Origin of the sequence: Vibrio sp. (genome assembly GCF_048266485.1) — a bacterium.
GTDB lineage: Bacteria > Pseudomonadota > Gammaproteobacteria > Enterobacterales > Vibrionaceae > Vibrio.
Genome location: NZ_JBLWZK010000001.1, coordinates 805,083 through 819,390 on the forward strand (window position 1 = coordinate 805,083; position 14,308 = coordinate 819,390).

Genomic DNA, 14,308 nt, shown 5'->3' on the forward strand with positions numbered 1-14,308 from the left:
AAAACTCATATCATTTATAAGGCTTTATCGGGGTTTAGGGCAATTCTCACTTGCCACTTATTAATAAACACAAGTATCATTTGCAGCCGTTTTTAGAGGTTGTTTTAATGAATTCAAAATACATTTGGGCTATAGCACTACTACTTGTAGGTTGCCAAAGCGTACCGACATCTACCGTTCAGCAAATCGATGAACCGGAACAAGCTAGCCAAACTGTAATGGTTGAACCCTCTACTCCAGAAAAAAAGCAGCTACAGAAGCAATTAACACCACAAGAGCAACAAAACTTGTGGAAACGCATTTCAATGCAATTCAAACTACCGATCACTGATGACCCTAGTATTGAATACTACCGTAAATGGTATCTAGATCACCCCGAACATTTAAAAACCGTCTCTAAACGTGCTGAACCTTTTTTGTATCTCATCACAACCAAAATTGAAGCTCGTGATCTCCCACTAGAACTAGCTTTATTACCAGTAGTAGAAAGTGCTTTTGATCCTTTTGCATATTCCTATGGTAGTGCTGCCGGCTTATGGCAATTTGTGCCGATGACAGCCGACCGGTTTGGTTTAGAGCGTAACTATTGGTATGACGGGCGCCGTGATGTTAACGCTGCGACCGATGCTGCGTTAGAGTACATGACGTATTTAGGAAATCGTTTCGATGGTGACTGGGAAAATGCCATCGCTGCATATAACAGTGGTGGTGGTCGAGTATCTAGCGCCATTCGTAAAAACAAAAAACTAGGCAAGCCAACCGACTTTTTCTCATTAGATCTACCAAAAGAAACCCGTGGATACGTGCCTAAACTACTCGCACTAGCAGATATTCTTACTAACCAAAAAGAATATGGTATCGAACTTCCTGTTATTGCCAATAAACCAGTACTGACAAAGGTCGATCCAAAGGAACAGTTAGACCTAGCCATTGCAGCTCAATATGCAGGAATATCAGTCAAAGAATTACAAAGTTACAACCCAGGGTACAACCAGTGGGCAACCTCTCCAACGGGACCATACACTCTCTTGATCCCGTTAGAAAAAGCGAATCGCTTTAATGGACAAGCCGAAAAGAACCGTGGCAAGGGCATCAAATTGACTCGTTATAAAGTCAAGCCGGGCGATAGCTTAAGTGTGATTGCGAAAAATAATCAGACCACGACTAAAGCTATTCAAACAGCAAATAACATGAATAATACCAATATCCGTGTCGGTCAGTACTTGATGGTACCGCATTCAACACAAAATAATAATCTATACTCATTAAGTGCCATTAACCGTTTAACAAAAATCCAATCGACTTCTCGTGGTCAGTTGAAATCTGAATATTCAGTAAAAAGTGGTGATAGTTTCTGGGCCATTGCTAAACAGAATAACGTTTCCGTAGAATCACTTGCTAAATGGAACGGCATGGCACCCAAAGATCCATTACGTGTAGGCCAAAAATTAGTTATCTGGAAAGAAAACAAGAGTGGTTCCATTATCCGTACCGTGTACTATAACGTTCGTTCTGGTGATACTATCGGCAGTATTGCACAACGATTTAAGGTGAATACCGACCAAGTACTTGCTTGGAATAGCTTAAATGAAAAAGACTATTTAAAACCTGGTCAAAAGCTGAAATTGTATGTCGATGTAACTAAAGTAGGCTAACCTCCTGCTCCCATCGGCTACATAATCCACATAAATACCCCCAATGTTGATTGTCTAACTATTGGAGGTCAGTTCATAATTTAAGATTTTTTACTTTCTATGATCGGTAATTTTTATATCACCTAATTTTCAATCAACTCAAAACTCACTAACATGGGGTTATGATCTGAAGCAGTGGTGATTGGCGAACTTGCTGACTTAAAATTTAACCCTCGATAAAACACATGATCAAACGCTAAGTCGTTAACAAATAAACGGCGGTTATCCGGACTGAATACGGTTTCTTGTAGCTTTAGTGTATTTGCAACTTTAAGTAGTTGATCATAGCGTGCTTCACTCCAAGTATTAAAATCACCCGCAATAATTAGTGGCCCTTGATGTTTTTGTACTGCTTTTTTCAATTGCTCAATTTGTTGCTCAAACTCATAGGTACCAACAGTAAAGTTAATGGCATGGATATTCACCGCCACAAGATCTTGTCCATTTGATAGTGAATATCGTGCATATAATGCCGACTTAGGTAATTGGATCCAAGGCTCAACACTCGTGTAAGCACATGCCCGATTGGGTAATTGAGAGGCGAGATTAACTACACCAGAACTAATACCAAAGGCTTTAAACGCATTAACATAACTCGCCCCCCACGATTGCTGATTAAGCCATAATGTAAACTGTTCGGTTAAACTGGCTTCTTGTAAAAGGATTAACTGTTTATCATGGCTCATAGATTCAAGCGCAGCCTGCCAATTTTCATCGGTTTGTTTATGAATATTCCAAACTAAAATATTCAGTTTGCCATTCACATCAATAGGTGGTGTAGGTTGTTCGGATTGGTGACAGTACCAATCGGATTGCGAAGAATAATGATCAATAGAAATAAGCTGAGGTTGCTTGGGGATGGTAAAAATAGAATAGAAACCGACGGTCGCAATAATTAAAAGAACGACAGCGCCTAACGTCCAATGCTTAAGTTTCATCAATTACCCAACCCGCTATACCCGCCATAAATGATAAAAAAGGAAGCCAAAGCCTCCTTTAATTATACCCAAGTAACTGGGTATAGTAATGTATTCGGTTGGTATTATACCGCTTCGTCGTCTTCTTCACCGGTACGGATACGAATGACACGCTCAACTTCTGTAACAAAAATTTTGCCATCACCGATTTTACCCGTTTGTGCGGTTTGCATGATGCAATCAATACACTCATCAACCACATCATCAGAAACCACAATTTCTAACTTCACTTTAGGTAAAAAGTCAACCATGTACTCTGCGCCACGATACAACTCTGTATGGCCTTTCTGACGTCCAAAACCTTTAACTTCCGATACTGTCATACCTGTGATACCAACATCCGCTAGCGCCTCACGTACGTCATCCAGCTTAAATGGTTTAATGATTGCTTCAATTTTTTTCATTGGTTCTTATCCCTAAAACTCTGAAATTATTTTGAGTATACCCCTCATCTAAGACTCTGAAAAGATACAATCCTAATTCGCTATTTCTTATGCCAAATCAATTGATAATCAACACCACTATAAGGCTTACCGACAAACAACCCTGCAGCGGCAATCAATTCGGTACCATCAACTAGAAAAGGAATACGTTGTCGCTGCCAAGTCGGTATTTGATATTCTTGCAGCAATTTTTTTAAACTTCGTCCATGTTGTCGATCTTGTGGATGAGCGTGAATACCGGTTGCACTGAATGTCACTTTAATCTGATTATAGCCAACAGGCAGTGACAAGGTTTGAATACGATTCGCTGCAAGACTGGTGGCATCAAAAGATTCAAGCTGATTTCTTTCCTTGAGCTCCAAACGACCAAGGCCATCAGGTAAAGTAAGAGGCTGCTTGATATCCCAATTCAAAACATCAGCGCTAAGATCTTGCATGGTACTAAACACCCAAAGCTGCTGTTGATGACGACCAATATGAGTATTACCATAACGAAATACTGGCGCAGCATCGGCTTGGGCGAGTACCACATCTTGCCATATTTTCGCTAACTGCTTAGCACTTGGCATTAGGAAACCTTGCTCTTGTAGCCAAAGCCTTAAAATAGCGTCTCTCGCCGCCTCTGACTGCTCTTTTAGTAAAAAGACCGATAATGCCCCATCTTCACTACACATTTGCTTATAACGCTCATAGAGAAGCTCATTAAGCAATGATTCTTGTTGCGCACACAAGGCTGCACTACGTGCGACAGTTTTTTCAATATTCGGCCAGCGCTGTCTTAAAATTGGTGCAACTTGATGGCGGATAAAATTTCGATCAAAACGAGTATCAAGGTTACTTTCATCTTCAATCCAATCGAGCTGATGTTGCTTAGCATAGGTGAACATATCTGCACGAGATGCATCGAGCATTGGACGTAACAGGCGTGCAGATTTAAACTTACCTTCCATTGCCATTGCAGATAAACCTTTCGGACCACTGCCACGTTTTAATGCCAGCAAAAAGGTCTCCAGTTGATCGCTTTGATGATGTGCGGTCAGCAATAGACTAGAGGAATTGAGGTGTTGAGATAGCGCTTGGTAACGAGCAGTTCTTGCCGCTTGTTCTAAACTAATGCGATTTCCTAATTCTAGTTGCACTTTTTCTGCTACAAATGGAATATTAACTTGTTGTGACCACTGCTGACATTGTTGTAGCCAATGATTGGCGTTATCACTTAATCCATGGTGAATATGCACCGCTAGGTAATCATATTGCGGATAGTCACACTTAAATCGAGCAAGTAGATGTAGCAGAACTCGTGAATCTAACCCACCGCTTAGCGCCAACACCAAACGAGTTGACTCTCCGAGATGGCTCAATAAACGCTGAACAAAACCTTGATACAACATGTTAATTCCATTAAAACAAAAGTAAAAGCGAGGAGAAGAAAAACAAAAAGCGAGCCTAAGCCCGCTTTACCGTTGATCAACCTTAATAGTCAAATGAGCTTAGCAGTAACCGTAGCTCATTAGGCGCTGATAACGACGCTCTAAACGGTTTTCATTATCTAACGCTTCAAGCTCATCTAACTGTGCTAGTAATGTCGCTTTCATGTTTTCAGCAGTAGCAACATAATCACGGTGAGCGCCACCTAGCGGTTCACTGATTACCGTATCAATTAGGCCTAGCTCTTTCAGACGAGGAGCCACCAGTCCCATTGCTTCAGCCGCTTGTGGGGCTTTATCTGAATCATGCCATAAAATAGAAGCACAACCTTCTGGTGAAATTACAGCATACGTTGAATATTGCAGCATGTTAACGTAGTCACCAACACCAATGGCGAGTGCACCACCAGAACCACCTTCACCAACTACATTACAAATAACCGGAACTTTCAAGCCTGACATCACTTTTAAGTTACGAGCAATCGCTTCAGATTGACCACGTTCTTCCGCTCCAACACCAGGGTATGCACCTGCAGTGTCGATGAAAGTAATCACTGGAACCTTAAAACGTTCAGCCATTTCCATTAAGCGCAATGCTTTACGATAACCTTCTGGACGAGGCATACCAAAGTTACGACGTACTTTTTCTTTGGTTTCACGTCCTTTTTGATGGCCAATCACCATGACTGGGCGGCCTTCGATACGCGCTAAACCACCTACGATGGCTTTATCATCCGCGTAAGCACGATCACCAGCAAGCTCATCAAACTCTGTAAAAACATGTTCAATATAATCGAGCGTATATGGACGCTTAGGATGGCGAGCAAGTTGAGCAACTTGCCATGCACCTAGGTCACTAAAGATTTTCTTCTTTAGCTCTAAGCTCTTTTTTTCTAGTTGGTTAATTTCTTTTTCTAAATCAACCGACGCATCGCCACCGTGGCGCGAAACCTCACGTAAAGCTTCAATTTTAGCTTCAAGTTCAACAATAGGTTTTTCAAATTCAAGAGAATCTAGGCTCATCAATGGATCCTTTATTTCATTTTAATTCTTTTATCACTTTAAGGCATTGAACCGTCAACGGCGATAAAAAGTATACAGAGCATCACTGAAAATATTCAAAACTAAATTGTAAACCGAAGCAACCAATTCATAATTTGAATAACAATGTACTAATAATGCCCTGTTCTTTAGTTAAATTCGAGTTCTACTTGCTTAGAACCGAGCAGAAGTTTTAAATCATCCAGTAAATTATCGTCTGGTGTTACTCGCCACTCGACGCCCAGTGACAGTTTTGCTCTGGCATCTTGACGTTGATAATAAATATTTACTGGCACCGTACCCGCTCGGTACGGTTCTAAAATTCGATTAAATTTCTCAAAGAATTGACCATCTACCTGAGATTGCTCTATAGAGATCGATAACCCTTTGGCATATTTTTCACGTGCATCAGCGAGACTCATCACTTCTCGGGCCGACATCTTAAGCCCACCGTTGAAGTCATCAAAGCTGACCTGTCCAGAAACCACCACTATTTTATCTTGTTCTAACAATTCCGCATACCGTTCTAAAGCATCGGAGAACAACATCACTTCGAGTCGACCCGAGCGGTCATCAAGAGTCATTAAGCCAATTCGTGTACCACGTTTGGTAGTCATCACACGTGAAGCAATCACTAAACCGGCAACCGTGAGTGATTGATCACGGCGAGTTGGCTGTAAATCATTTAATCGACAATTAGTATATTTCGCCAGCTCTTTGAGATAAGAATTGACTGGGTGCCCAGTCAAATATAGACCTAAAGTAGCACGTTCACCTTCTAACCAGACTTTTTCAGGCCATTTTGGGACTTGAGCATATGCCTGCTCGACCTCTTCTGGCGCCTCAGTCAATACACCAAACATATCGGATTGTCCAAAGGCTTCAGCTTGATGAAATTGCCCAGCGGCTTTAACGGCTTCATCAAGTGAAGCCATCATGGCTGCGCGGTGCGGACCTAAACGGTCAAGAGCACCAGCTTGAATCAGTTTTTCAATCACACGCTTGTTACATTTTTTCAGATCAACACGTGCACAGAAATCAAATAGGTCTTTAAAATAACCGCCTTGTTCACGACAAGCGATAATATTTTCAATTGGCCCTTCACCGACCCCTTTTATCGCGCCGATACCGTAAACAATCGCGCCGTCTTCATTCACATTAAAGCGATACAAGCCTGAGTTCACATCCGGTGGCAGCACTTTAAGATTCATACGAATACATTCATCGACCAAACCGACCACTTTTTCAGTGTTATCCATATCGGCTGTCATTACCGCCGCCATAAATTCAGCAGGATAATGGGTTTTTAACCACAATGTTTGATAAGAAACCAGTGCATACGCTGCGGAGTGAGATTTGTTAAAACCATAACCGGCAAACTTTTCTACCAAGTCAAAGATCTTCATCGCCAGTTCGCCATCAACCCCGATGCTTTCAGCACCCGATTTAAAGATCGAACGTTGCTTCGCCATCTCTTCAGGTTTCTTCTTACCCATCGCACGACGCAGCATATCCGCGCCACCTAAGGTATAGCCAGCCAGAATCTGCGCAATTTGCATTACCTGCTCTTGGTACAAGATAATGCCGTAAGTTGGCTCTAGAGTTTCTTTTAGTGACTCATGTTGCCATGTTGAATCAGGGTATGAGACTTCTTCACGGCCATGCTTACGGTCGATAAAGTTATCTACCATGCCCGATTGCAGTGGGCCCGGACGGAACAAGGCCACCAAAGCGATAATATCTTCAAAACAGTCAGGCTGTAGACGCTTGATCAAATCTTTCATACCACGAGATTCCAACTGGAATACCGCCGTCGTTTCTGAGTTTTGTAGCAAGCGGAATGATGCTGGATCCTCTAAAGGAATCGCTTCGATGCGAACCGGATCTTTGCCTTCTTTTTTCAGCCTAGGATTAATTAAACCGAGTGCCCAATCGATGATAGTTAAGGTTCGTAGACCTAAGAAGTCAAACTTAACTAAGCCGGCCGTTTCCACATCATTTTTATCAAATTGCGTTACGGGGAAGTTACCTTCCGAATCACAATAAATAGGGGCAAAGTCGGTAATCGTAGTAGGAGAAATCACCACGCCACCAGCATGCTTACCGGCATTTCGAGTACAACCCTCGAGGATCCTGCACATGTCGATGAGTTCTTTAACGTCTTCATCAGCGGCATACAACTCGGGTAGTTGTGGCTCAGCATCAAAGGCTTTAGCCAGCGTCATTCCCGGATCAGGCGGTACAAGCTTTGAAATGCGATCAACAAAACCATAAGGATGCCCTAGCACCCTACCCACATCGCGAATTACCGCTTTCGCTGCCATAGTACCGAAAGTAATGATCTGAGATACCGCGTCACGGCCATACATTTCAGCAACGTGATCAATTACTCGGTCACGCTTATCCATACAAAAATCGATATCGAAATCGGGCATGGAGACACGTTCTGGGTTCAAGAATCGTTCGAATAGTAAGTCATATTCTAGTGGATCAAGATCGGTAATTTTAAGCGCATAGGCCACCAATGAACCGGCGCCAGAACCACGGCCTGGGCCGACTGGAATATCGTTATCCTTTGACCATTGGATGAACTCCATTACGATCAAGAAATACCCGGGGAAACCCATTTGGTTGATTACATCCAGTTCGATTTGCAAACGCTCGTCATAGTCAGGTCGCTTTTCTAAACGAACTTTTTCATCAGGAAATAAAAACTCTAAACGCTCTTCTAAGCCTTCTTGAGATTTTTTGACCAAGAAATCTTCAATGGTTAAATCACCGGTCGGGAAATTCGGTAAGAAGTATTCTCCTAGGCGAACCGTAACATTACAGCGCTTAGCGATTTCGACACTATTTTGCAGTGCTTCGGGAATATCTTTAAACAGCTCACACATTTCTTCTTCGGTACGAAGGTATTGTTGAGAACTGTAATTTTTAGGACGGCGCGGATCTTCTAACGTATAGCCATCATGGATGGCCACGCGAATTTCGTGAGCATCAAATTCATCAGCACTTAAAAATACCACTTCATTAGTGGCAACAACCGGTAAGTCATACTGCTCTGCAATATCGAGGGCAAAGTGTAAGTAACTTTCTTCATCGGCACGACCAGTACGAGTCAATTCAAGATAGAAGTGATCTGGGAAATGCTCTTGATAGAAGTCGATACAACGCTCAACCAGTGGCTGATTACCTTTAAGTAACGCACGCCCTACTTCACCGGCACGACCACCAGATAGGATGATTAAGCCTTCTTTGTGATTCACTAACCATTCTTTATCTATAACAGGTTGGTGCTGAACATGACCACGCTGGTAAGCTTCTGAAATCAATAGGGTCAGGTTGTTGTAACCAATGTTATTTTTGGCTAGAACCGTAATTTTGGTTAGCTCATCGGCAAAGTCTGGCGATTGCACAGTAAAGTCAGCACCGATGATTGGCTTAATGCCACAACCGTGAGCGGTACTATAAAATTTAACCAAGCCACACAGGTTGGTAAAGTCCGTTAATGCCATGGCCGGCATATTAAGCTCAGCGACTTTTTTAACCAATGGTGGCACTTTCGAGAGGCCATCAACCATCGAATAGTCACTGTGAACACGAAGATGTACGAACTTAGGATCAGACATAAATTTACTGTACTTAGCTTTTAATAATGAAAGTGCTAATGAATACTGAAAGTGTAAGGGTTTATGGTAAACGCAACAATGGTTTTATTGGTTGTCTAACCCAAAGTAATTGAAAATACCGTGAGGCAACAAGTGAATGAGACCCCATGAGCATAGGTTGTCTATTCGATTGGGGCGAATGAACGCCGTCAACAACGCTGCAGCTTCAAGTACGAAGGGTTAGATTCCTAATACTTTCTTAACTGGTTTATAACTTTTGCGATATTGCGCCAGAAGCTCTGGCATTTGCGCGATATCATGATCAACAATCGCCTGCATGTGCACCTTAGTTGGATAACCATTGTGCTTGGCAAAACCAAACATTGGATATTTAGCATCAAGCTGTTTCATTTCTTCATCACGAGCGACTTTAGCAATAATCGAAGCAGCACTGATTTCAGCGACACGCAAATCCCCTTTGACTACCGCAGCACTTGGCATGGGCAATTCCGGCGTTCTATTACCATCAATCAATACAAATTCTGGCTGCACTTTTAACCCTGCCACTGCTCTTTGCATTGCGACCATGGTTGCTTGCAGAATATTGAGTTCATCAATTTCCCAAGCTTCGCAGCGACCGAGTGACCAAGCCAATGCTTTCTCTTGAATTTCAGGCAACAAGGCGAGACGTTTCTTTTCGGTTAGCTTTTTTGAGTCATTTAAGCCTTCAATCGGATTATTCGGATCAAGGATCACCGCAGCGGTCACCACAGCTCCGACTAATGGCCCCCGACCGACCTCATCGACACCGGCAAATAAACCAAAGCCTGTGGGATATTCAAATTCAGGTAATTCAACACTCATTATTTTGTCTCTTGCTCTGTCAGCAGCTTCTCAGCATCGATAAGATTTAGCACCGCTTTGGCTGCTTGGGTATCGGCATCTTTACGGATCCACTGATGCATTTCATGGAAAGCTTGTTGCATCTGCTGACCTTTATCGCTCATTAAGCGAGTCACTTCTGAAGCTAAGTTTTCAGGTGTGCAGTCTTCTTGTAAAAACTCTTTCACTAACTCTTTATCCGCCAAAATATTCGGTAATGATACATAAGCAGTTTTAAGCATACGACGAGCAATAAAAGCACTGATAGCGTTTACTCGATAGCCAACCACCATAGGTCGATTGACCAACATGCATTCTAACGCCACTGTGCCAGATGCCAACATAACGACATCGGAGGCTTCCATTACGGTGCGTGCGGTGCCGTTTCGTAGTTCAAAATGCAATTCAGGCGCAAACTCTTTCCATGCGGCTTCAAACTGCTCACGTCGTTTTTGATTCACCAGTGCAACGACAAAACCTAAATTTGAATGTTGCTTGGCAAGTTGTTGGCAAGCTTTTAAGAATGGTTCACACAGCATTTTCAGTTCAGCATTACGGCTTCCCGGCAGCACTGCCAGCCAAGTTTTATCTTGTGTTAAACCTAATGCATCTCTTGTTGCAACTTTATCAGTTTGCAAAGGAATCGTATCAGCTAACGTATGGCCAATAAACTCACAAGGAACATTGAACTTGTCATAAAACGCTTTTTCAAACGGCAAGAATGCCAGTACTAAGTTGGTGGCTTTAGCAATACCATGAATACGATTTTGACGCCAAGCCCACACAGATGGACTCACATAGTGAACCGTTTTAATGCCCGCTTGTTTTAATGCCAGTTCAACACGTAAGTTAAAATCCGGTGCATCAATACCAATAAATACATCCGGTGGATTTTGCTTAAAATAATCCACAATCGATTTTTTAATTTTCAAGATACGGAATAAGCGACCTAGTACTTCCACTAAGCCCATCACAGAAAGTTCTTCCATATCAAATAACGACTGGCAACCTTGCTCAATCATTTGCGGGCCACCGATGCCAACAAATTCCGCATCAGGGTAACGGGCTTTAATTGCGCGAATTAAACCTGCACCTAAAGTATCACCAGATAGTTCGCCAGCCACTACACCAATTCTCAATCGACGCTTCATATCTATTTTCCTAATAAAAAAGGCCCGAATTAACAAGGCCTCTTTAATAACTATCACGTTAACAAATGAAAATATTAACGAACAATACCGCGCTTAGAAGAATCAATAAATTCAATCATTGCTTGTACCGATTCAAACTGCGCTGCATCTTCTGCCATTTCTAGCTTAGCTTCTTCTACCGTATTCTTATTACGGTAAAGTGATTTATAAGCACGACGAATGGCATGGATTTCTTTTTTCTCGAAACCTCGACGCTTCAAACCTTCAAAGTTTACACCATAAGGTTTAGCATGGTTGCCTTGAGCAATCACAAATGGAGGGACATCTTGAGCCACACCCGATGCACCACCGACCATACTATGCTGACCAATTTGACAGAACTGGTGTACAGCAGACATACCACCAATAATGGCAAAATCACAAACGGTTACGTGGCCCGCTAGTGTTGCGTTATTTGCAAGGATACAATGGTTGCCGACAACACAATCGTGCGCAACGTGAACATTAATCATAAATAAGTTATCGCTGCCAACTCGTGTCACACCTTCGTCTTGCGTCGTACCACGGTGCATACTAACGCTTTCACGAATAATATTGCGATCACCAATGATTAACTGGGTTGGCTCACCTTTGTATTTCAGGTCTTGGCATGCTTCACCAATAGAAGCAAATTGGTAAATTTTATTTTCTTTACCAATAACGGTTGGGCCTTTAACCACAACATGTGAATAAATTTCAGTGCCTTCGCCGATTTCAACATCCGTACCAATATAGGTAAAAGGACCAATTTTTACGTTGGCAGCAATCTTCACGCCATCTTCAATAACAGCAGAAGGGTGAATTTGAGCAGTTTCATGGATCATAAGGCTACCTTTAAAATTCGCGACGAGCACATTTAAGTTCAGCAGAACATACAACTGCGCCATCCACTTTCGCTACGCCATTAAACAGTGCGATGCCACGGCGATCTTTAATGAATTCAACTTCAATAATTAATTGATCGCCCGGTACCACTGGCTTACGGAATTTCGCGTTATCAATGCTCGCAAAATAGTACAATTCATTTTCAGAAGGTGCACCAAACGATTTAAATGCTAACAATCCGGTCGCTTGAGCCATCGCTTCAAGAATAAGAACACCAGGGAAAATCGGTAATTGTGGAAAATGGCCTGTAAATTGAGGCTCGTTAACCGATACATTTTTCAAGGCAACTAGATACTTTTCTTCTTGATAATCGGTAACACGATCAATTAATAGGAAAGGGTAGCGATGAGGAAGAAGTTCGCGAATTTCCGTAATATTTAGTGTTTTCTTTTCTGTAGTCAAAATTATTATCCTATTAATAATCAGCAAAGTCGGTCTATATATCCAAGTAACTAATTATATACTGAAGTTATTACGCTATAAATGAAAAAGACCTGCAACAGACAGGCCTTAAGTGTTCAAGCAACATCAATTTACATAAATCCGAGATTCCTTATTGAAAAGAAACCAATTGAAATCACCTAGATGTTACAAGTTAGACCGATTCGATCAATCTTCAAGCTTCTTTTCAAGCGTTTTTAGACGTTTATGCATTTCATCGATCTTAAGAGTACGTGCCGCTGTTTTGCGCCACTCTTTATTACTCTGTAAAGGGATACCTGATGAGTATACGCCTTTTTCTGTAATACTACGCATCACCATACCCATTCCGGTAATGGTTACGCCATCAGCAATTTCAATGTGACCATTCAATACTGATGCGCCGCCTATAATACAGTACTTACCGATTTTGACACTACCCGCTACTGTGGTACAACCAGCCATAGCTGTGCCATAGCCAACGTGAACGTTATGAGCGATTTGAATATGGTTATCAATGATCACATTATCTTCAATAATAGTGTCATCAATCGCACCACGATCAATGGTAGTACAAGCACCTATTTCGACGCGGTTACCAATGATAACAGAACCAAGCTGAGGGATCTTAATCCACTCACCACGGTCATTCGCATAACCAAAACCATCAGATCCAATCACAGTATTAGATTGAATTAAGCAAGCCTTACCGATCTCAACATTGTGGTAGATGCTAACATTTGCCCACATTTTAGAGTTATCACCAACTTTGGCATTTTTACCAATAAAACAACCTGCGCCGATCACAACGTTATCACCTAACTCCACACCAGATTCAATCACGGTATTGTGGCCGATACAGACCCCTTTACCTATCACAGCATCAGGTGCAATCACCGCACTTGATTCGATACGTTCTGCTGGTTGTGGCGTAGTATCCAGAGCTTGTGCGACTAAGGCAAAAGCCAAATAAGGGTCTGCGACAACAATCGCATTGGTCTGGCAAAGTTCAAGTTCACTCGATTTAATTAAAATCGCAGTGGCTTGACACTCTGCAAGGTGCTTACGGTATTTTGCGTTAGTCAAAAAAGTAATTTGACCTTCGCCTGCTTTATCCATGGCAGCAATAGAGGAAACCGTTAATTCACCGTTTCCATGTAGCTCACCACCTGTAATCGTTGCTAATTCAGCAAGAGTAAGTTTTGGCATCTTTGACTTCTATTATTTTAGTTCTTTAATTACAGCATCTGTGATATCTGAATCTGATTTTGCATATTGAAGTGCTTGTGCATCAATAATCATGTCATAACCTTGTTTTTCAGACACTTTTTTGATTGCTTTTTGAATCGTTACAAACAGTTTTTGTTTTTCAGCTGCTTCACGTTGCTTAGCATCACGCTCTAGTGACTGACCCTGTACTTTATATTCCGCTTGTAGTGAGCCAATTTCAATTTGCAGCTTACGCATATCATCTTCACTGAGAAGTTGACCGTCACGACGTACTTTATCCATTTTAGTCTGAATTTTCTTTTGCAGAGAATCTAGCTGGGCTTTTTCATCTTTAAATTCAGATTGAAGTTTTTTCGCAATAGCCTCACGTTGTGGCAACGTTTGGAAAACTTTAGCAGTATTCACATAACCAATTTTTTCTGCAGCTTGAGCAGCATTTACCGCTAAAGATGACGTCAATACTGCTAGGCTAATACCTGCGACTTTAATAAATTTTTTCACAATCATTTCC

General features: G+C 41.9%; 12 protein-coding genes. 1 reads left to right on the forward strand and 11 read right to left on the reverse strand.

The features are described 5' to 3' along the window. The first annotated feature begins 107 nt into the window (after positions 1-107). Positions 108-1,655, forward strand: coding sequence for a LysM peptidoglycan-binding domain-containing protein (locus ACN0T8_RS03655; RefSeq protein ID WP_417879287.1), 1,548 nt, complete (start codon positions 108-110; stop codon positions 1,653-1,655). 122 nt (positions 1,656-1,777) lie between these two features. Here the strand turns inward: ACN0T8_RS03655 and ACN0T8_RS03660 are convergent, their stop codons facing one another. The 11 genes from ACN0T8_RS03660 to ACN0T8_RS03710 all read right to left on the reverse strand — a co-directional run bounded on the left by ACN0T8_RS03660 (position 1,778) and on the right by ACN0T8_RS03710 (position 14,298). After that, complete coding sequence (locus ACN0T8_RS03660) at positions 1,778-2,632, reverse strand: endonuclease/exonuclease/phosphatase family protein (protein WP_417879288.1); 855 nt, start codon at positions 2,630-2,632, stop codon at positions 1,778-1,780. A 104-nt stretch (positions 2,633-2,736) separates the two neighbouring features. Beyond that, entirely contained in the window at positions 2,737-3,075 is a 339-nt protein-coding gene (glnB, locus tag ACN0T8_RS03665; RefSeq protein ID WP_027696925.1) for a nitrogen regulatory protein P-II, read from the reverse strand. A gap of 80 nt (positions 3,076-3,155) precedes the next feature. After that, positions 3,156-4,505, reverse strand: coding sequence for a tRNA lysidine(34) synthetase TilS (gene tilS, locus ACN0T8_RS03670; protein WP_417879289.1), 1,350 nt, complete (start codon positions 4,503-4,505; stop codon positions 3,156-3,158). 99 nt (positions 4,506-4,604) lie between these two features. Continuing rightward, positions 4,605-5,564, reverse strand: coding sequence for an acetyl-CoA carboxylase carboxyl transferase subunit alpha (accA, locus tag ACN0T8_RS03675; protein WP_417879290.1), 960 nt, complete (start codon positions 5,562-5,564; stop codon positions 4,605-4,607). 167 nt (positions 5,565-5,731) lie between these two features. Further along, positions 5,732-9,211, reverse strand: coding sequence for a DNA polymerase III subunit alpha (gene dnaE / locus ACN0T8_RS03680; protein ID WP_417879291.1), 3,480 nt, complete (start codon positions 9,209-9,211; stop codon positions 5,732-5,734). A gap of 219 nt (positions 9,212-9,430) precedes the next feature. Beyond that, entirely contained in the window at positions 9,431-10,054 is a 624-nt protein-coding gene (gene rnhB, locus ACN0T8_RS03685) for a ribonuclease HII (protein WP_417879292.1), read from the reverse strand. Then, a complete protein-coding gene (lpxB, locus tag ACN0T8_RS03690; protein ID WP_417879293.1) occupies positions 10,054-11,223 on the reverse strand; it encodes a lipid-A-disaccharide synthase in 1,170 nt (389 codons plus the stop codon). The genes rnhB and lpxB overlap by 1 nt, the downstream gene beginning before the upstream one ends. Positions 11,224-11,297: 74 nt before the next feature. Continuing rightward, positions 11,298-12,086: an acyl-ACP--UDP-N-acetylglucosamine O-acyltransferase gene (lpxA, locus tag ACN0T8_RS03695; RefSeq protein WP_417879294.1), complete on the reverse strand. Its 789-nt coding sequence runs from the start codon at positions 12,084-12,086 to the stop codon at positions 11,298-11,300. A gap of 10 nt (positions 12,087-12,096) precedes the next feature. Beyond that, positions 12,097-12,549, reverse strand: a complete 453-nt coding sequence (gene fabZ / locus ACN0T8_RS03700; protein WP_237295069.1) for a 3-hydroxyacyl-ACP dehydratase FabZ — start codon at positions 12,547-12,549, stop codon at positions 12,097-12,099. Positions 12,550-12,756: 207 nt separating this feature from the next. Further along, entirely contained in the window at positions 12,757-13,776 is a 1,020-nt protein-coding gene (gene lpxD / locus ACN0T8_RS03705; protein ID WP_417879295.1) for a UDP-3-O-(3-hydroxymyristoyl)glucosamine N-acyltransferase, read from the reverse strand. A 12-nt stretch (positions 13,777-13,788) separates the two neighbouring features. Further along, the gene (locus ACN0T8_RS03710) at positions 13,789-14,298 is read right to left on the reverse strand and encodes an OmpH family outer membrane protein (RefSeq protein ID WP_417879296.1); all 510 of its coding nucleotides are present in this window, start codon (positions 14,296-14,298) and stop codon (positions 13,789-13,791) included. Positions 14,299-14,308 lie beyond the last annotated feature (10 nt).